Here is a 17,230-nt window from a genome sequence, read left to right on the forward strand (position 1 = left end):
CCCAAGGCGATAACAGATGACTATGCAAATCCGAGTTGAACATCTCAGTAAAACCTTTGTGCTGCATCAGCAGTACGGCACCCGTCTGCCGGTGCTGCACGACGCCAACCTGACGGTCCACGGCGGCGAATGCGTGGTGCTGCACGGCCACTCCGGCAGCGGCAAATCCACCCTGCTGCGCTCGCTGTACGCCAACTACCTGCCGGACAGCGGCCATACCTGGATCAACCATCAGGGCGACTGGCTGGACATGGTCAGTGCCGACGCGCGCCAGATTCTGGCGGTGCGCCGCCATACGCTGGGCTGGGTCAGCCAGTTCCTGCGGGTGATCCCACGCATCAGCGCGCTGGAGGTGGTGATGCAGCCGCTGCTGGAACAGGGCGTCGAGCGCGCCGAGTGCCGTGAACGCGCCGAAGCGCTGCTCGCTGCGCTCAACGTGCCGCAGCGCCTGTGGCCGCTGGCGCCGTCCACCTTCTCCGGCGGCGAACAGCAGCGGGTGAACATCGCGCGCGGCTTTATCGTCGATTACCCCATTCTGTTGCTGGACGAACCGACCGCCTCGCTCGACAGCCGCAACAGCGCGGCGGTGGTGCAGCTTATCGAACGCGCCAAGGCGCGCGGCGCGGCGATCGTCGGCATTTTCCACGATGAAGGCGTCCGCCGACAGGTCGCCGACCGGCTTTATGACATGCAGGCGCCGCAGGCGCTGGAGGCCCTCTGATGATCGTCAATAACGTTAAGCTGGTGCTGGATGACCAGGTGGTGCAAGGCTCGCTGGAGATGCAGGACGGCGTGATCCGCAGCTTCGCCGACGGCCCAAGCCGGCTGCCGCAGGCGCTGGACGGCGACGGCGGCTGGCTGCTGCCGGGGCTGATCGAGCTGCATACCGACAACCTGGACAAGTTTTTCACCCCGCGCCCAAACGTCGACTGGCCGGCCCATTCGGCGATGAGCAGCCACGATGCGCTGATGGTGGCCAACGGCATCACCACGGTGCTGGACGCAGTGGCGATCGGCGACGTGCGCGACGGCGGCCACCGGCTGGAAAACCTGCAGAAGATGATCGACGCGGTGATCCACAGCCAGCGCGCCGGGGTGAACCGCGCCGAGCACCGGCTGCACCTGCGCTGCGAACTGCCGCACGAGAGCACCCTGCCACTGTTCGAACAGCTGATGGACAAGCCGGGCGTGTCGCTGGTGTCGCTGATGGACCACTCGCCGGGCCAGCGCCAGTTCGCCTCACGCGAAAAATACCGCGAATATTATCAGGGCAAATACCACCTCAACGACCAGCAGATGAGCGAGTACGAGGAGCAGCAGGTCGCCCTGTCCGCCCGCTGGGCCGCACCGAACCGCGAGGCGATCGCCGCCCACTGCCGCGCGCGCCGCATCTCGCTGGCCAGCCATGACGACGCCACCGCCGCGCACGTGGCCGAATCCTGCGCGCTGGGCAGCGCGATTGCCGAGTTCCCCACCACCGAGGCGGCCGCCCGCGCCTCGCACCAGCAGGGCCTGCAGGTACTGATGGGCGCACCGAACATCGTGCGCGGCGGTTCCCACTCCGGCAACGTGGCGGCGCACCATCTGGCGGCGCTGGGCGTGCTGGACATTCTCTCTTCCGATTATTACCCGGCCAGCTTGCTGGACGCGGCGTTTCGCCTCGCGGCGGACGAGCGCAACGCCTACGATCTGCCCCAGGCGGTGCGCATGATCACCCGCAACCCGGCGCGGGCGCTGGATCTGCAGGATCGCGGCACCATCGCCGAAGGATTGCGGGCGGATCTGGTGCTGGCACGGCCGCACGGCGAGCACGTTTACGTGCAGAACGTGTGGCGTCAGGGCAGGCAGGTGTTCTGATGGCGCGGCTCATCTATCTGATGGGGCCTTCCGGCGCAGGCAAGGACAGCCTGCTGGCCGCGCTGCGGGCCGACGCCGACCGCGCGCCGCTGGTGGCGCACCGCTATATCACCCGGCCGGCGGACGCCGGCTGCGAGAATCACATCGCGCTGAGCGAACCGGAATTTCTGCGCCGCCGCGCCAAGGGGCTGTTCGCGCTCGACTGGCAGGCGCACCAGCAGCGCTACGCGTTTGGGATCGAGGTGGATCTTTGGCTGCTGCAGGGGATCGACGTGGCGGTCAACGGTTCACGCGCCCACCTGCCGCAGGCGCAGCAGCGCTATGGGGCGCAGCTGCTGCCGGTGTGCCTGCAGGTCAGCGCCGCGATCCTGCGCCAGCGCCTGCAGGATCGCGGACGAGAAAGCGCCGAACAGGTCGAGCAGCGGCTGGCGCGGGCGGCGGAATATCAGCAGAGTCTGCCCGCCGGCTGCCGGGTGCTGCACAACGACGGCCCACTCGACGACACCCTGGCGGCGCTGCTGGCGCTGTTGCCGACCACTACCCGACAAACTCAGGACGCGACGCCATGAACGACTTCGCCCAGCCGAAAATCGGCGACAACGTGACCCTTAACCGCACCCGGCTCGGCCAGTATGTGCACCTGGCCGACGATGCGATCCTGGAAGAGGTGGAGATGGGGGACTACTCCTACACCGCCGGGCACAACCAGATCTTTTACGCCACTATCGGCAAGTTCGTCTCCATCGCCTCCTATGCGCGCATCAATCCCGGCAACCACCCGACCTACCAGCGCATCGCGCAGCACCACTTCACCTACCGCGCTTCCGAATACGGGCTGGGGGAAGATGACGCGGCGTTCTTCGACTGGCGGCGCGAGCACCACGTTACCGTCGGCCACGACGTGTGGATCGGCCATAACGCCATCCTGATGCCGGGCGTCAGCGTCGGCAACGGCGCAGTGATCGGCAGCGCGGCGGTGGTCACCAAGGACGTGGAGCCGTACAGCATCGTCGCCGGCGTGGCGGCCAAAAAGATCGGCATGCGCTTTGACGACGTGCTGATAGAACGCATCGAACGCAGCCAGTGGTGGCACTGGGATCACGCTACGCTGCAGGCGCGGCTGGCGGATTTTCGCGACATCAACCGCTTTGCGCAGCAGTACCTTTAACGGAGGGGAGCGATGCAACTGACCTTTCTCGGCACCGGCGGCGCGCAGCAGGTGCCGGTGTTCGGCTGCGACTGCCCGATCTGCCAACGGGCGCGGCGCGAGCCGGCATTTCGGCGGCGAGCGTGCAGCGCCATGCTCAACTATCAGGGGGAAACGACCTTATTGGATGCGGGATTACCGGCTTTGGAGCGGCGATTTTCGGCGGGGCAAATTCAACGTTTTTTACTGACACATTACCACATGGATCACGTTCAGGGGTTATTTCCTTTGCGTTGGGGGTGCGGAAATTCCATTCCGGTATATGGCCCGCCGGATGAACAGGGCTGCGACGATCTGTTCAAACACCCCGGCATTCTGGCGTTTCAGCCGCCGCTGGCGCCCTTCGCCACCGTCGAGCTGGGCGGCATGCGTATCACCCCGCTGCCGCTGCAACACTCCAAACTGACCCACGGCTATCTGATCCAGGCGGCGGGCGCTTCACTGGCCTACCTGACCGACACCGTCGGCCTGCCGCCGGCCACCGCCGACTATCTGCAGAACGTGGCGCTGGATCTGCTGGTGCTCGATTGCAGCCTGCCGCCTCAGCCGCAGGCGCCGCGCAACCACAACGATCTGACCCGCGCGCAGGAGACGCAGCGCTTGCTGCAGCCCAAACGCACGCTGCTGACGCACATCAGCCATCATCTCGATCGGTGGCTACTGGACCACGAACTGCCCGCCGGGCTGGAGCTGGCGTTCGATCACCTCAGCGTCAGCCTCGGTAGCAGTGCAGCCGATCCGACTCCAGCACCCTGACCCCTTCACCCGGCGTGAACGCCTGTTGCAGCAGCGTTTGCGCCACGTCTTTGGCGGCGACCGCCCGCCATTTGCCGGGCAACAGCCTGAACAGCGGCAGCGTGAGGCGCTCCATCAGGCGCGGCGCAGGGCGATCCCCCACCAGCATGGAAGGCCGCACCAGCGTCAGGCGCGGCCAGTGCTGTTCGCGCAGCGCCTGCTCCATCTCGCCTTTGGTGCGGTTATACAAGAAGGTGGAATCCGCGTTGGCGCCCAGCGCGCTCACCACCAGACAGTGCTGCGCCCCCAACCGGCGGCCGGTCAGCGCGCTCTCCACCACCAACTGGTAATCGACATAGCGGAAGGCATCGGCGCTGCCCGCTGCCTGGCGGGTGGTGCCCAGGCAGCAGAACACCAAATCGACCGGCTGTTGCAGGCTACTCAGTAACTCGAACAGCGCGTCGCCGACCGGATTGGTCAGCTTGCCGTGCGGCGGCAGCGGCGTGCGCGTCGGTGCCACGATGGCCGTTATCTGCGGATCGTTTTGCAACCGTTGCAACAACTCGCGCCCCACCAGCCCGGTTGCGCCGACTAACAGTGCTCGCGCCATGCGATCTCCCGTTGTAATCAATACGTCGACTTAAAGTATAGACCGCGCCCAGTGCAGCTTCTTGCCGAAGCCCAGTGTGTTGTCGGTCATCTTCACCTCGTGCAGATCCAGCCGCCAAACCGAGGCCTTCATCGCCCTGGCGATCGGGAAACGCTTGCAGTAACGCGCGCGCGCCGCCTCGGCCTCTTCGCCGCTCAGCAGCACCGCCTCGGCGCGGTACTGTACGCCGCGGATCAGCGCGATGCTTTTCGGTTTCGGCGCGATGGTACCGACCACCCGGCCGTTGTTCAGCATCAGCCCGCCGTGGCGGGTGTGCGGTTCGGTCATCAGCCACAGCGCCATCGTCGCGGCGTCGAACACGTAAAAACAATTGGCGCACCACATGTCGAGGCCGTCGCCGGCGCACAGCGTCAAGACGTGTTGCTTACCGATGAAATCCGCAATCTGCTGCCGTTGTTCTGGGGTATTCAAGGTCAATCGCCTCCCTGTTCACTCGCCTCATCTTACCCTGCGTTGTTGAAGCGAGTCACAAATAACGATAATCGCCAAAAAACAAAAATGAATATAAAAACACAGATAGTGAATTTTTATTTATTTCAGCATAAAGCAGGTTGATAACATAAATAACACAATACAGATTTATTTGATCGTTATGCAGCCGGTTATTTGACCGCTTTTTTTATTCCTTCCCGAGCGCCATTGAAATTAAGCGTTCAGGGCTCGCGAACATTAGCAATTCATTTACATGCCAACCTCTGCACCCGGATGATACTTATGCAACACATTGCATAACCGGTGAATAGTTATTTATCAAAACCGGCATTTATGTGATTCTCATCACGATTTTCAGCGAATCTTGCGCTAAAATAGCGCCATCTTTTCACTCAGCAAGGTGGATTAGAAAATGGAAAACAATAACCGAAAAATGGCACACATCAGGCGTACAACCCATATTATGATGATGGCTCATCGCAGCTGCTTTAGCTTCGCATTCTTCAACTACAGATAACCCTCCCCTTCGCTCTTACGCCGTTGATAAGAGTGTCTTTGCGTTTCACTTTATTCTCCGCACTCCGGTGATAATGTCTCTTTCTCGCTAACCGGGAAGGACACGCAATGCATTTTTAATTTCGGCCAAGCGCATCCAAGCCAAATAAAACAACGAACACAGTTAATGCCTTTCGGCATCACTGGGTTCTCGCACACCTTTATTTTCGTGAAGGCGTTAACGGCAAATGGAATTATTTGCCGGCGGACTGCCTTTACCTGAAGAATGAGAAAAATGAAAAAATTAAAAATTGCCGCCAACACCCAAACCCTCGGCTGCTTTGAAACTGAACGCGACATCGTCGATGTGCATCACAGCGATTTCAATGACGTCGCCGCCATCGTGCTGTCGGTAGACGACGTCGCGCAAGGCATGGTGACGCGCATCGAAGAACACGGCCTGAACATCCCGCTGTTCGTCGCCGTCTGCTGCGAAGAAGAGCTGGATAACGCCGTCTTGCCGGCGCTGCACGGCGTGTTTGAACTGTGCGGCAAGAATACCCAGTTCTACGGCAAACAGCTGGAGGCCGCCGCCGCCAAATATGAGAGCGAGCTGCTGCCGCCGTTCTTCAACACGCTGACGCAATACGTAGAAATGGGCAACGCCACCTTCGCCTGCCCCGGCCACCAGGGCGGCGAGTTCTTCCGCAAACACCCGGCGGGCCGCCAGTTCTTCGACTTCTACGGCGAAACGCTTTTCCGCTCCGACATGTGCAACGCCGACGTCAAACTGGGCGACCTGTTGATCCACGAAGGCGCGCCTTGCGCCGCGCAGCAGCACGCTGCCAAGGTGTTCAACGCCGACAAGACTTACTTCGTGCTCAACGGCACCTCGGCCTCGAACAAGGTGGCGACCAACGCCCTGCTGACGCGCGGCGACCTGGTGCTGTTCGACCGCAACAACCATAAATCCAACCACCACGGCGCGTTGATCCAGGCCGGTGCCACGCCGGTGTATCTGGAAACCGCCCGCAACCCGTTCGGCTTTATCGGCGGCATCGACGCGCACTGCTTCGACGAACGCTACCTGCGCCAGCAGATCCGCGAAGTGGCGCCGGAACGCGCCAACGAGGCTCGCCCGTTCCGCCTGGCGATCATCCAGCTCGGCACCTACGACGGCACCATCTACAACGCCCGTCAGGTGGTCGACAAGATTGGCCACCTGTGCGACTACATCCTGTTCGACTCCGCCTGGGTGGGCTATGAGCAGTTCATTCCGATGATGAAAGACTGCTCGCCGCTGCTGCTGGAACTGAACGAAAACGATCCCGGCATCATCGTCACCCAGTNCATCTACAACGCCCGTCAGGTGGTCGACAAGATTGGCCACCTGTGCGACTACATCCTGTTCGACTCCGCCTGGGTGGGCTATGAGCAGTTCATTCCGATGATGAAAGACTGCTCGCCGCTGCTGCTGGAACTGAACGAAAACGATCCCGGCATCATCGTCACCCAGTCGGTGCACAAACAGCAGGCCGGGTTCTCGCAGACCTCGCAGATCCACAAAAAAGACAAGCACATCAAGGGGCAGAGCCGCTACTGCAACCACAAGCGCTTCAACAACGCCTTTATGCTGCACGCCTCCACCAGCCCGTTCTACCCGCTGTTTGCCGCGCTGGACGTCAACGCCAAGATGCACGAGGGCAAAAGCGGCCAGCGCCTGTGGCAGGAGTGCGTGCGCGTGGGCATCGAAGCGCGCAAAATGCTGCTGGATACCTGCACGATGATCAAACCGTTCGTGCCGGATCAGATCGACGGCAAGCCGTGGCAGGCCTATGACACCGCGGCGATGGCCAACGATCTGCGCTTCTTCAACTTCGTGCCCGGCGAGAAATGGCACGCCTTTGAAGGCTATGCCGAATCGCAGTATTTCGTCGATCCGTGCAAACTGCTGCTCACCACGCCGGGCATCGATACCGCCACCGGCAGCTACAGCGAGTTCGGCATCCCGGCGACCATTCTGGCCAACTACCTGCGCGAAAACGGCATCGTGCCGGAAAAATGCGATCTCAACTCGATCCTGTTCCTGCTGACGCCGGCGGAAGACATCGCCAAGATGCAGCACCTGGTGGCCCTGATCGCCCGCTTCGAGAAGCACATCGAGCAAAACTCCCTGCTCAGCGAGGTGCTGCCTGCGGTCTATAAAAACCACCAGCAGCGCTACAAAAACTACACCATCCGCCAGCTGTGCCAGGAAATGCACGACCTTTACGTCAGCTACGACGTTAAAGAACTGCAAAAAGAGATGTTCCGCAAAAGCTATTTCCCACGCGTGGTGATGAACCCGCAGGACGCCAATACCGAGTTCGTGCGCGGCAATGTGGAATTGGTGTCGCTGGCCAAGGCCGAGGGCCGTATCGCCGCCGAAGGCGCCCTGCCTTACCCACCAGGCGTGCTGTGCGTGGTGCCCGGTGAAATTTGGGGCGGCGCCGCGCAGCGTTATTTCCTGGCACTGGAAGAAGGCATCAACTTATTGCCGGGATTCGCACCGGAATTGCAGGGCGTTTATATCCAACAGGATGAGGATGGCTGGAACCGCGCTTACGGCTACGTCATGAAAAATTAATCACCTTACGGGGCGGCGATTATTCTCGCCGCCCGGATCGCATCCTAAAAGAGAAAATGATCATGAGTAAGTCCAATAATAAAATGGGGGTCGTGCAATTAACGATCCTGACCGCCGTGAATATGATGGGTTCCGGCATAATTATGCTGCCGACCAAGCTGGCCGAAGTGGGCACGATTTCGATCGTTTCCTGGCTGGTGACCGCCGTCGGCTCGATGGCGCTGGCCTACGCCTTCGCCAAATGCGGCATGTTCAGCCGTAAATCCGGCGGCATGGGCGGCTACGCCGAGTATGCCTTCGGTAAATCAGGCAACTTTATGGCGAACTACACCTACGGCGTTTCGCTGCTGATCGCCAACATCGCCATCGCCATTTCCGCCGTCGGCTACGGCACCGAGCTGTTCGACACCACGCTCAGCCCGCTCGGGATCTGCATCGCCACCATCGGCGTGCTGTGGCTGGCGACCGTTGCCAACTTCGGTGGCGCGCGCATCACCGGCAAAATCAGCGGCATTACCGTCTGGGGCGTGATCATTCCGGTGGTGGGCATCTCGATCGTCGGCTGGTACTGGTTCAGCGGCAGCGCCTACGTCGCCGCCTGGAACCCGCATCAGGTGCCGACCTTCGAAGCCATCGGCGCCTCCATCTCAATGACCCTGTGGGCGTTCCTGGGGCTGGAATCCGCCTGCGCCAACACCGACGTGGTGGAAAACCCGGAGCGCAACGTGCCGATCGCCGTACTGGGCGGCACCCTCAGCGCGGCGGTGATCTATATCGTTTCGACCAACGTGATCGCCGGCATCGTGCCGAACATGGATCTGGCCAACTCCACCGCCCCGTTCGGGCTGGCGTTCTCCCACATGTTCAACCCGACGGTCGGCAAGATCATCATGGCGTTGATGGTGATGTCCTGCGTCGGCTCGCTGCTCGGCTGGCAGTTCACCATCGCGCAGGTGTTCAAATCCTCCGCCGACAGCGGCTTCTTCCCGAAAATCTTCTCCAAGCTGAGCAAGGCCGATGCGCCGGTTAAAGGCATGCTGACCATCGTCGTCATCCAGAGCGGTTTGTCGCTGATGACCATCAGCCCGTCGTTGAACAAGCAGTTCAACGTGCTGGTGAACCTGGCGGTGGTGACCAACATCATCCCGTACATCCTGTCGATGGCGGCGTTGGTCATTATTCAGAAAGTGGCGAAGGTGCCGGACAACAAGGCGCGCATCGCCAATATCATCGCCGGCATCGGCGCGCTGTACAGCTTCTACGCGCTCTACAGCTCCGGTGAAGAAGCGATGATGTGGGGCGCCATCGCCACCTTCCTCGGCTGGACGCTGTACGGCATCGTTTCGCCGCGCTTCGAGCTGGCGGGAAAAAAGGGGTAAAGCGGTAAGGCACCGGCGGCCGGGGATGGGATTGTGATGGCGAACATGCCATCATACGCCGACCCTGGCCACCAAAACGGCGTACGATGACCGACACCTCCCCCACTCCCTGGCACCTCTATATGCTGCGTTTACCGAGCGGCATGCTGTATACCGGCATCACCACCGACGTGGCGCGCCGCCTGGCGCAGCATCAGGCCGGCAAAGGCGCCAAGGCGCTGCGCGGCAAAGGGGAGCTGACGCTGGCGTTTCACTGCCAGGTGGGGGATCGCTCAACGGCGCTGAAGCTGGAATACCGCGTCAAACAGCTGAGCAAAATACAAAAAGAGCGGCTGGTGAATCACCCGCCGCTGTCGTTGGAGTATTTGTTGCCGGTGGTTAAAAGCGATTAAACGGCGCCGAAAAAGCCACTTCGCCGCTGACGCCATTCAGGGCGTCTTCCGCCAGCGGATACACCTGAAACGCGCTTTCCGTGCCCGGCCAGCGGCAGTTCAAGCCATAGGAGGCAGCCGGTTTAAAGCCGAAGCGGCCGTAGTAGGCCGGATCGCCCAGCACCACCACCGCGGCGTAGCTGAATTCGTTCAGCGAATCCAAGCCTTCGTACACCAGCTTTTCAGCCAGCCCCTGACGGCGCAGGCTTTCGTCTACCGCCAGCGGCGCCAGCGCCACCCATTGGCGATCTTCGCCGGCCACATCCACCGGGCTGAACGCGGCGTAACCCACTACCCCGCCTTCGTCGTCAGTGGCGACCACGCCCAGCGTCAGCAGGCCGTCTTCGCGCAGCTGCTGCACCAGATCGGCTTCGTCGTCGCGGCCAAAGGCGCGGCGCAGCAAGGCGTCGATGCCCGCTGCGTCTACCGGGATCTCTACGCGGATCAGCATGATACCGCCACACGGGAAGCCGACGCCGTGCCCTCCTGCAGCCCTGCTTCGACAAAATCAGCCAACTGCAGCAACCCCATGCGCAGCGGCGCAGGCATGCTTTCCAGCTCGATGGCGTCCATCAAATTTTTCACATACAGGCCCAATTCGGTATCCCCTTCAATCTGCAGCCGACGCTGAAAGAACAGCGTATCCGGATCTTGCTTGCGCGCCGCGATCAGGATCAGATCGTTGGCGTCGCCGCTGAAGCTGACGTCCGCTTCGGCGTGCTGGCTGACTACCAGTTTGTCGTTTTCTACCGTCATAAACCAGTGTAGTGCCAGATCGCGAACTTCGATCTTCAACCAGCGCGATTCGAGAAATTCCAGATCGCCATCCGCCAACGCCTGGCGGAACTGCCAGCTCAGCACCTGCTGCAGCAGTTGGCGCTGCAGAGCGAACGGCGTGAATTTCAGCGGGACGCGCAGCAGCGACGGCCCCTGGCGCACAAGGCGTGCTCGTAGTTGTTCCAACACGGTCATCCACTCCTTTCAATACGGACTACCGCTATTTTGCCACACTGGCGCGCGGCTTCAGCGGTCTATATCAACAAATAGTGCATTTCACCGCCATGTTTATCAATACGCCATAAGCTGCCCCAAATCAAAACCTGTGCGTGCCCCTTTGCCTAAAATGGCCTCCCCAAATCGCGTTTGCCGGCGGAACACCGCCGTCGGCAACCTTTAAAGACAGCGTGCGCCCGGCCGGGCGTACGGCTAAGCCAGGATAAATCTATGGAGCTGCTTTGTCCCGCCGGCAACCTGCCGGCCCTGAAGGCCGCGGTGGATAACGGCGCCGACGCCGTTTACATCGGTCTGAAAGACGATACCAACGCGCGCCACTTCGCCGGCCTCAACTTCACCGAGAAAAAGCTGCAGGAAGCGGTTGATTACGTGCATCGCCACGGCCGCAAATTGCATATCGCCATCAACACCTTCGCCCATCCCGACGGCTACGCCCGCTGGCAGCGCGCGGTGGATATGGCGGCCCAACTGGGCGCCGACGCGCTGATTCTGGCGGATCTGGCGATGCTGGAATACGCCGCCCAGCGCTACCCACAGCTGGAGCGCCACGTTTCGGTGCAGGCTTCCGCCACCAACGAGGAGGCGATCCGTTTTTATCAGCGCAACTTCGAGGTGGGCCGGGTGGTGCTGCCGCGCGTGCTGTCGATGCATCAGGTGAAACAGCTGTCGCGCACCAGCCCGGTGCCGCTGGAAGTGTTCGCCTTCGGCAGCCTGTGCATCATGGCCGAGGGGCGCTGCTATCTCTCTTCCTACCTGACCGGCGAGTCGCCGAACACCGTCGGCGCCTGTTCGCCGGCGCGTTTCGTGCGCTGGCAGCAAACCCCGCAGGGCATGGAGTCGCGCCTGAACGACGTGCTGATCGATCGCTACCAGGATCATGAAAACGCCGGTTACCCGACGCTGTGCAAGGGCCGCTATCTGGTGGACGACGTGCGCTACCACGCGCTGGAAGAGCCCACCAGCCTCAATACGCTGGAGCTGCTGCCGGAGCTGCTGGCCGCCAACATCGCCTCGGTGAAGATCGAAGGCCGCCAGCGCAGCCCGGCTTACGTCAGCCAGGTGGCGCGTGTCTGGCGCCAGGCGATCGATCGTTGCCAGGCCAATCCCGCCGCCTACCGTGCCGACGCCGCCTGGATGGAGACGCTGGGCGCGATGTCCGAAGGCACCCAGACCACGCTGGGCGCCTATCACCGCAAATGGCAGTAGCCGGAGGAAACATGAAATACGCACTGGGGCCGGTACTCTACTACTGGCCGAAAACCGACATCGCGGCGTTCTATCAACAGGCAGCGGAGAGCAGCGCCGACATCATTTACCTCGGCGAGAGCGTCTGCACCAAACGGCGCGAGATGAAGGTCGGCGATTGGCTGGCGCTGGCGCGCGAAATCGCCCGCAGCGGCAAACAGGTAGTGATCTCCACGCTGGCGCTGCTGCAGGCGCCGTCCGAGCTGAATGAGCTGAAACGCTATGTGGAGAACGGCGAGTTCCTGCTTGAAGCCAACGATCTGGGCGCGGTGAACATGGCAGCGGAACGCGGTTTGCCGTTCGTCGCCGGCCATGCGCTGAACTGCTACAACGCCTATACGCTGCGCCTGCTGCGCCGCCAGGGCATGGTGCGCTGGTGCATGCCGGTCGAGTTATCCCGCGACTGGCTGGCCAACCTGCTGACGCAGTGCGACGAGCTGGGCTTCCGCCACGACTTCGAGGTGGAGGTGCTGAGCTACGGCCATCTGCCGCTGGCCTATTCGGCGCGCTGCTTCACCGCCCGCTCGGAGAACCGCGGCAAGGACGAGTGCGAAACCTGCTGCATCAAATATCCGCAGGGCCGCATGATGCGCTCCCAGGAGCAACAGCAGGTGTTCGTGCTCAACGGCATCCAGACCATGAGCGGTTACTGCTACAACCTCGGCAACGAGCTGCCGAGCATGCAAGGGCTGGTGGACATCGTGCGGCTATCGCCGCAGGGCGCCGAGACGCTGGCGCAAATCGACGCCTTCCGCGCCAACGAACGCGGCGAGCAGCCGCTGGCCTTGACCGATCACGCCGACTGCAACGGTTACTGGCGCCGGGTGGCAGGGCTGGAGTTGGTATCTTAGCAAAGACAATGCCGGCAGCAGACGCTGCCGGCATGGTTTATTTATCAAGAGGAATGCGATTATTCCCACCGTGGAACCACTGGAATAAGCTTACCCCCATCAGACAGCAGCTTCTGATACCAAAATATGTGAAAACCGCAATGGCCGCATCTGCCAAATGTTCTCCGTATGAAATAATATGCAGTGAGGAGAACGAAATAAGCAATATGCTCAATGTTAAGGCCACCATATTGCAAAGCAGGTTGACCAGCCGTTTATTGGCCATCATTCTAACCTCTATTTTGATGCCCCAGAAACGACACTCACATCACCGGCGACACTGCCCATTAACACTATTGGCATTTTTATTGCCTCCCAAAGCACCATCGTTATTCTTATTGCTTCTTGCTGGGCTGTTATCTGCGCAAGAAACTGCCCCCATCAAGCCGCCGGCAACTGCCATGCCTATCATCCCTGGCGGGCCGCCGGAAAAACCGGTAAATGCGCCAATGATAATGCCCATTCCAACCTGATTGGCACAAGAGTTTGGTGCACCTCTGCTTGGGCTGTCACGATCGCCGCCGTTATGCCCATCGCCACAACCGCCAATCAGTTTCATCTCGTCAAATGTAAGCGTTCTTATTGTTGACATATTATTCCATCCTTTAAATAACACGTTACAGATAAAATTAACGCCGACCATTAATTCCATAAATCTATCGGCAATTATAATTACCAAAGGAAAGATAAAAAATCAAAAAAAACCAGCAACCAACTAAACAAAACAAAACAAATTAAATACATAGATAATATGAAATAATAAAGGCACCGAAAATGGCGCCTTTATTTATCCCCTACACTCGCCGCTTCCTGAACATCCCGCGCAGCGCCACGCTGTTGCGCAAGAAACCCACGCCGAAGCCCAGCAGGGTATAGACCACGCCGAGTATCAACATCATCACCACGTCGCCCCACACTTCATTCAGCGACAGCCCCATCTGGTTGACGCCGGCGATCGCCTTGGTGCCCCAGGTGGAGGGAATGCTGTACGAAATGGCGCGCACCCAGGCCGGCATCGACTGCAGCGGCCAGATGGTGCCGGACAGGTAGAAGATCGGCGTGGTGATGAACGCCAGCGTCAGGTAGATCATCTCGACGCTGCGCAGGCACTCGGTTACCAGCTTGCCCAGCCCCAATACCGCCAGCAGGAACGGGAAGGTCAGCAGCAGCAGTTCGGCGATGTTCGCCGTCTGCCGATAGCCCAAGACCCACGGCCACAGCACGAACAGCACGATCGACAGGAACAGCCAGATCGGCAGCAGCGCCGTCAGCCCGCCGAGGTGCGCCGCCAGCGGCGCCTTGCCGCCGGGCATGCTCTTCATGGCGATATTGACGCGGATACAGGCGATCAGCAGCGAGTGCTGCAACAGCATCACCAGCAGGCCGGGGAAGATGATCGCCGCGAAGCTGATGCCGGGGTTGAACACGTCCAGCGTTTGCCCCAGTATCGGCGTCAGCAATATCTGCGCCTGCCGTTCGCTGAATCCACTGCGCAGCAGCAGCCCGTTGTTGTACTCCGTCAACAACTGCTGGTAGGCCGCCACCACGTCCTGTTGGATCTGGCCGTTAGCCAGGCGGTTGGTGGCGTCACCGTACATCGGCACCACGATGTTCTGCCCGCTGAGAATTTTCTTCTCCAGATCCACCGGCATGATGAGCACCGCAAACAGCTTGCGCCAGCCGAGATCGCGCTGCGCCTGCTCCAGGCTGTCGTAAGTTTCAATGGCGATCTTGGAGGTGGCGTCCAGTTGGCGGATCAGCTGGCGGCTGGCGGTGCTGTGATCCTGATCGATCACCCCCACCGGCAGATCCCACACCGTGCGGTTGGCGTACACCAGGCTCATGATACACAGCGACAGGATCAGCATCAGCCACACCGGCCGCTCCAGCATGCCGAGCAGCACCTTAACGAAGGTTTGCCAATAGAGCTTCATCCGGCGTTCCCCTCTTTTGCCAGCCGCGCCGGCAGGCGGTTGCGCACCAGCAGCGCGGCCACCAGCGGATAGACCGCCAGCAGCGCGCACACGCTGAAGATGGCGCTAGCGTGCACCTGGCGCAGGAACACGTCGAACATCGCGTACAGCGCGTGGGTCAACGGTTCGATGTTGGAAATGATGCGCGCCGGCAGCGGCATCGACAGCTCAGGCACCGCCATGCCGGAGAAAGTCATTGCGATACTGACCAAAATACCGATCAGGCTGTACGCGGTGATGGTGCTGCCGGTAAAGGTATACAGCAGCAGGCCGATGCTCTGCGCCGCCATCACGTAGAACAGGCCGATCATAAGCATAAACAGCGGATTGCCGCTGACGCGGGCGTCAAAGATGCCCACCAGCGCCGCGATCTCCACCATCAGCAGGGTGGTGAAACACAGCGTGTAGGGCGCCAGCTTGCCGAGCAGCGCCAGGCTGAACGGCTTGGCCTGCAGCAGCGACTTGCTGCGCGCCAGCACGTAGATCATACAGGTCACCACGAACAGCTGCAGCAGGTGGATAGTGGCGGCGAACTGCTGGTAGTAGATATAGCTGCCGCTGGCGTTGAACAGGCTGCCGTAGGAGAGCGTCACGTCCGCCAGCGGCGGCAGCGATTTGCCCATCTCGGTGGCGATGATGCTGCGGGTGCTGGCGTTGATTTCGTTCATCAGGCCGCCGAAGTCCTGGGTGGAGTACAGCCCGGCGCCGTAGAACAGCGCGTTGTAGTACATCACCACGCTCGGCTGCTTGCCCGACAGCGCGTTGGCCTCAAAGTCCGGCGGGATGTACAGCAACGCGTAATCCTGCGCGCTGCGCAGGCGGTTCAGCGACTCCGGCAATCCGCCGCCGTAAGCCTCGACGTGGGCGTGCGAACCCGCATCCAGCCGGCGCGTCAGCGATTTGGACAGCGGGCTGTGATCGCTATCCACCACCGATACCGGCAGATCGAGCAGCGTGCCTTCGGAGAAGTTGCTGCTGATCAGCACAAACAGGATCAGCGGAAAGATCCAGCTCAGCCAGTGCACCACCGGGCTGCGAAAGGCGACGCGGCACTCTTTGTCGAACGCGTGACTGAAGCAGCGCCAGCCGGCCCTTACTCTTTCCATTGCCATAAGGTGCTCATCCCCGGACGCAGGCCGTCCACCGGCTGTGACGGATACAGGCGCACTTCGAAGGTTTTCAGGTCGAAGTCGCCGGTGGCGCGGGTGGCGCGTTTAGTGGCGTAATCCCCCAGCGGCGCGATGTAACGCACCTCGGTGTCGATCATTTTGTCCTTCAGCGCCGGCACCCGCAGCTTGACCTTGTCGCCTTTGCGCACGTGGGCCAGGATGTCTTCGCGCAGGTTAAACACGAAGTAAGCGTCCGGCACCCGGATCAGCGTCACCAGCGGGCTGCCGGCGTTCAGCAGTTCACCCACTTCGGCCGGGATCGGCCCCACTTCGCCATCCACCGGCGCTTTTACCTGCAGGTCGTCGGTCTGCGCCTGGATCTGCAGCAGGTTCTCTTCCGCCGCCCGCAGCGCCGCCGCATATTGTTGCCGTAGCTCGACGCGATCGCCGTTGATGCCCTCATCCAGATTGGCTTTGGCCGCCTGTACCTGTTGGAAGGCGGTGTCGCGCGCGCGGCGCGAAGCGTCCAGCTCGGACCTCGAGATATAGCCTTTGCCGGCCACGCTCAGGTTGCGGTTGTAGTCATTTTGCGCATTGCGGTACTGCGCTTCGGCCTGCGCCAGGTTGGCGCGCAGGTTGCGGATACTCTCTTCACGAGTGCCGTTCAGCGACTGGTCGAGCTGCGCCTTGGCTTCGTCGCGCGTCGCCTGTGCGGAACGCAGTTGCGCTATCAATTCAGGGCTGTCGAGCTGGATGATCAGCTGACCACTTTTCACGTCGTCGCCGCGCTCAATCAGGCGTTCAACCACCCGGCCTTTCGCTTTGGAAGCGACGATCACTTCAGGTGCATCCACTTCACCCTGCAGCAACAAATCCTGGTTGTGCGCACGGAACAGGATCGCCAATGCGATCGCCACCATCATCAGCAATAGGGTAAACAACGTCTTTTTTTTCATTATGTCAGTTCCCGGAACGGTAAGCGGCGGGCGAGTATCATCATTTCCATATTTCAAATTGCTCCAAAAAACACCATTGCTCTCATGAGGATATCACAAGCACATATCTCCTCTTTTATAACTATAAATTGGATTATGCTTTTAACACTAAAAAGCATCATTTTCGGCTTTTTGGTATGCAGACCTCTGCAATCGCCCTTTAAGCGATCCA

20 protein-coding genes are annotated in these 17,230 nt (G+C 60.7%); 11 read left to right on the forward strand and 9 right to left on the reverse strand.

The annotated features are described in order from the left end of the window. Positions 1-16 precede the first annotated feature (16 nt). Genes phnL through phnP form a run of 5 tightly spaced genes read left to right on the forward strand, consistent with a single transcriptional unit; the run spans position 17 to position 3,820 of the window. Entirely contained in the window at positions 17-721 is a 705-nt protein-coding gene (gene phnL, locus GKN89_RS13720; RefSeq protein ID WP_154747192.1) for a phosphonate C-P lyase system protein PhnL, read from the forward strand. After that, the gene (phnM, locus tag GKN89_RS13725) at positions 721-1,857 is read left to right on the forward strand and encodes an alpha-D-ribose 1-methylphosphonate 5-triphosphate diphosphatase (protein WP_004933428.1); all 1,137 of its coding nucleotides are present in this window, start codon (positions 721-723) and stop codon (positions 1,855-1,857) included. Before phnL ends, phnM begins: the two co-directional genes overlap by 1 nt. After that, positions 1,857-2,426, forward strand: a complete 570-nt coding sequence (gene phnN / locus GKN89_RS13730) for a ribose 1,5-bisphosphokinase (protein WP_154747193.1) — start codon at positions 1,857-1,859, stop codon at positions 2,424-2,426. The genes phnM and phnN overlap by 1 nt, the downstream gene beginning before the upstream one ends. Then, a complete protein-coding gene (locus GKN89_RS13735) occupies positions 2,423-3,025 on the forward strand; it encodes a DapH/DapD/GlmU-related protein (protein ID WP_154747194.1) in 603 nt (200 codons plus the stop codon). The genes phnN and GKN89_RS13735 overlap by 4 nt, the downstream gene beginning before the upstream one ends. 12 nt (positions 3,026-3,037) lie before the next feature. Then, complete coding sequence (gene phnP, locus GKN89_RS13740; RefSeq protein WP_154747195.1) at positions 3,038-3,820, forward strand: phosphonate metabolism protein PhnP; 783 nt, start codon at positions 3,038-3,040, stop codon at positions 3,818-3,820. Here phnP and GKN89_RS13745 read toward each other — a convergent pair. Both GKN89_RS13745 and GKN89_RS13750 read right to left on the reverse strand, forming a co-directional pair. After that, positions 3,777-4,409 carry an NAD(P)H-binding protein gene (locus tag GKN89_RS13745; RefSeq protein ID WP_063918033.1) on the reverse strand — a complete coding sequence of 211 codons (633 nt, stop codon included), beginning with the start codon at positions 4,407-4,409 and terminating at the stop codon, positions 3,777-3,779. The two genes, phnP and GKN89_RS13745, sit on opposite strands and share 44 nt — an antisense overlap. Before the next feature lie 30 nt (positions 4,410-4,439). Further along, complete coding sequence (locus GKN89_RS13750; protein WP_015376428.1) at positions 4,440-4,880, reverse strand: YhbP family protein; 441 nt, start codon at positions 4,878-4,880, stop codon at positions 4,440-4,442. 433 nt (positions 4,881-5,313) lie between these two features. On the opposite strand from GKN89_RS13750, the gene speFL reads away from it, so the two are divergent. The 4 genes from speFL (at position 5,314) to GKN89_RS13770 (ending at position 9,793) form a co-directional block, all read left to right on the forward strand. Next, entirely contained in the window at positions 5,314-5,418 is a 105-nt protein-coding gene (gene speFL, locus GKN89_RS13755; protein WP_004933443.1) for a leader peptide SpeFL, read from the forward strand. Between the two features lie 273 nt (positions 5,419-5,691). Then, positions 5,692-8,022 (forward strand): ornithine decarboxylase, encoded by a 2,331-nt coding sequence (locus tag GKN89_RS24520; RefSeq protein ID WP_195934012.1) that lies wholly within the window; start codon positions 5,692-5,694, stop codon positions 8,020-8,022. Positions 8,023-8,084: 62 nt separating this feature from the next. After that, positions 8,085-9,401: a putrescine-ornithine antiporter gene (gene potE, locus GKN89_RS13765; protein WP_154747197.1), complete on the forward strand. Its 1,317-nt coding sequence runs from the start codon at positions 8,085-8,087 to the stop codon at positions 9,399-9,401. Positions 9,402-9,487: 86 nt separating this feature from the next. After that, positions 9,488-9,793, forward strand: coding sequence for a GIY-YIG nuclease family protein (locus GKN89_RS13770; protein WP_139291246.1), 306 nt, complete (start codon positions 9,488-9,490; stop codon positions 9,791-9,793). Here the strand turns inward: GKN89_RS13770 and GKN89_RS13775 are convergent. Both GKN89_RS13775 and GKN89_RS13780 read right to left on the reverse strand, forming a co-directional pair. Continuing rightward, positions 9,780-10,283 (reverse strand): GNAT family N-acetyltransferase, encoded by a 504-nt coding sequence (locus GKN89_RS13775; RefSeq protein ID WP_154747198.1) that lies wholly within the window; start codon positions 10,281-10,283, stop codon positions 9,780-9,782. The genes GKN89_RS13770 and GKN89_RS13775 overlap by 14 nt on opposite strands. Further along, positions 10,277-10,804 (reverse strand): SCP2 domain-containing protein, encoded by a 528-nt coding sequence (locus GKN89_RS13780; RefSeq protein WP_019453327.1) that lies wholly within the window; start codon positions 10,802-10,804, stop codon positions 10,277-10,279. The genes GKN89_RS13775 and GKN89_RS13780 overlap by 7 nt, the downstream gene beginning before the upstream one ends. 252 nt (positions 10,805-11,056) lie before the next feature. Here GKN89_RS13780 and GKN89_RS13785 point away from each other — a divergent pair, with 252 nt between their 5' ends. Together GKN89_RS13785 and GKN89_RS13790 are read left to right on the forward strand one after the other, a co-directional pair. Further along, on the forward strand, positions 11,057-12,052 hold the full coding sequence (locus GKN89_RS13785) for a peptidase U32 family protein (RefSeq protein WP_154747199.1): 996 nt from the start codon (positions 11,057-11,059) through the stop codon (positions 12,050-12,052). An 11-nt stretch (positions 12,053-12,063) separates the two neighbouring features. After that, positions 12,064-12,942 carry a U32 family peptidase gene (locus GKN89_RS13790; RefSeq protein ID WP_063918029.1) on the forward strand — a complete coding sequence of 293 codons (879 nt, stop codon included), beginning with the start codon at positions 12,064-12,066 and terminating at the stop codon, positions 12,940-12,942. A 37-nt stretch (positions 12,943-12,979) separates the two neighbouring features. Here the strand turns inward: GKN89_RS13790 and GKN89_RS13795 are convergent, their stop codons facing one another. The 5 genes from GKN89_RS13795 to GKN89_RS13815 form a co-directional block, all read right to left on the reverse strand. Continuing rightward, complete coding sequence (locus GKN89_RS13795) at positions 12,980-13,210, reverse strand: hypothetical protein (RefSeq protein ID WP_154747200.1); 231 nt, start codon at positions 13,208-13,210, stop codon at positions 12,980-12,982. A 39-nt stretch (positions 13,211-13,249) separates the two neighbouring features. Continuing rightward, positions 13,250-13,633: a hypothetical protein gene (locus GKN89_RS13800; protein ID WP_154747201.1), complete on the reverse strand. Its 384-nt coding sequence runs from the start codon at positions 13,631-13,633 to the stop codon at positions 13,250-13,252. A 142-nt stretch (positions 13,634-13,775) separates the two neighbouring features. After that, positions 13,776-14,915, reverse strand: a complete 1,140-nt coding sequence (locus GKN89_RS13805) for an ABC transporter permease (RefSeq protein ID WP_154747202.1) — start codon at positions 14,913-14,915, stop codon at positions 13,776-13,778. Continuing rightward, the gene (locus GKN89_RS13810; RefSeq protein ID WP_025159593.1) at positions 14,912-16,066 is read right to left on the reverse strand and encodes an ABC transporter permease; all 1,155 of its coding nucleotides are present in this window, start codon (positions 16,064-16,066) and stop codon (positions 14,912-14,914) included. Before GKN89_RS13810 ends, GKN89_RS13805 begins: the two co-directional genes overlap by 4 nt. Continuing rightward, positions 16,048-17,019 carry an HlyD family secretion protein gene (locus GKN89_RS13815; RefSeq protein WP_154747203.1) on the reverse strand — a complete coding sequence of 324 codons (972 nt, stop codon included), beginning with the start codon at positions 17,017-17,019 and terminating at the stop codon, positions 16,048-16,050. The genes GKN89_RS13810 and GKN89_RS13815 overlap by 19 nt, the downstream gene beginning before the upstream one ends. Positions 17,020-17,230: the final 211 nt, after the last annotated feature.

Source organism: Serratia sp. YC16 (assembly GCF_009707615.1).
GTDB lineage: Bacteria > Pseudomonadota > Gammaproteobacteria > Enterobacterales > Enterobacteriaceae > Serratia > Serratia surfactantfaciens.

Coding starts and splice junctions, on each gene's coding strand:
- phnL (WP_154747192.1), top strand. CDS start 17: ATGACTATGCAAATCCGAGTTGAACATCTCAGTAAAACCTTTGTGCTG.
- phnM (WP_004933428.1), top strand. CDS start 721: ATGATCGTCAATAACGTTAAGCTGGTGCTGGATGACCAGGTGGTGCAA.
- phnN (WP_154747193.1), top strand. CDS start 1,857: ATGGCGCGGCTCATCTATCTGATGGGGCCTTCCGGCGCAGGCAAGGAC.
- GKN89_RS13735 (WP_154747194.1), top strand. CDS start 2,423: ATGAACGACTTCGCCCAGCCGAAAATCGGCGACAACGTGACCCTTAAC.
- phnP (WP_154747195.1), top strand. CDS start 3,038: ATGCAACTGACCTTTCTCGGCACCGGCGGCGCGCAGCAGGTGCCGGTG.
- GKN89_RS13745 (WP_063918033.1), bottom strand. CDS start 4,409: ATGGCGCGAGCACTGTTAGTCGGCGCAACCGGGCTGGTGGGGCGCGAG.
- speFL (WP_004933443.1), top strand. CDS start 5,314: ATGGAAAACAATAACCGAAAAATGGCACACATCAGGCGTACAACCCAT.
- potE (WP_154747197.1), top strand. CDS start 8,085: ATGAGTAAGTCCAATAATAAAATGGGGGTCGTGCAATTAACGATCCTG.
- GKN89_RS13770 (WP_139291246.1), top strand. CDS start 9,488: ATGACCGACACCTCCCCCACTCCCTGGCACCTCTATATGCTGCGTTTA.
- GKN89_RS13775 (WP_154747198.1), bottom strand. CDS start 10,283: ATGCTGATCCGCGTAGAGATCCCGGTAGACGCAGCGGGCATCGACGCC.
- GKN89_RS13780 (WP_019453327.1), bottom strand. CDS start 10,804: ATGACCGTGTTGGAACAACTACGAGCACGCCTTGTGCGCCAGGGGCCG.
- GKN89_RS13785 (WP_154747199.1), top strand. CDS start 11,057: ATGGAGCTGCTTTGTCCCGCCGGCAACCTGCCGGCCCTGAAGGCCGCG.
- GKN89_RS13790 (WP_063918029.1), top strand. CDS start 12,064: ATGAAATACGCACTGGGGCCGGTACTCTACTACTGGCCGAAAACCGAC.
- GKN89_RS13795 (WP_154747200.1), bottom strand. CDS start 13,210: ATGATGGCCAATAAACGGCTGGTCAACCTGCTTTGCAATATGGTGGCC.
- GKN89_RS13800 (WP_154747201.1), bottom strand. CDS start 13,633: ATGGAATTAATGGTCGGCGTTAATTTTATCTGTAACGTGTTATTTAAA.
- GKN89_RS13805 (WP_154747202.1), bottom strand. CDS start 14,915: ATGAAGCTCTATTGGCAAACCTTCGTTAAGGTGCTGCTCGGCATGCTG.
- GKN89_RS13810 (WP_025159593.1), bottom strand. CDS start 16,066: ATGGCAATGGAAAGAGTAAGGGCCGGCTGGCGCTGCTTCAGTCACGCG.
- GKN89_RS13815 (WP_154747203.1), bottom strand. CDS start 17,019: ATGAAAAAAAAGACGTTGTTTACCCTATTGCTGATGATGGTGGCGATC.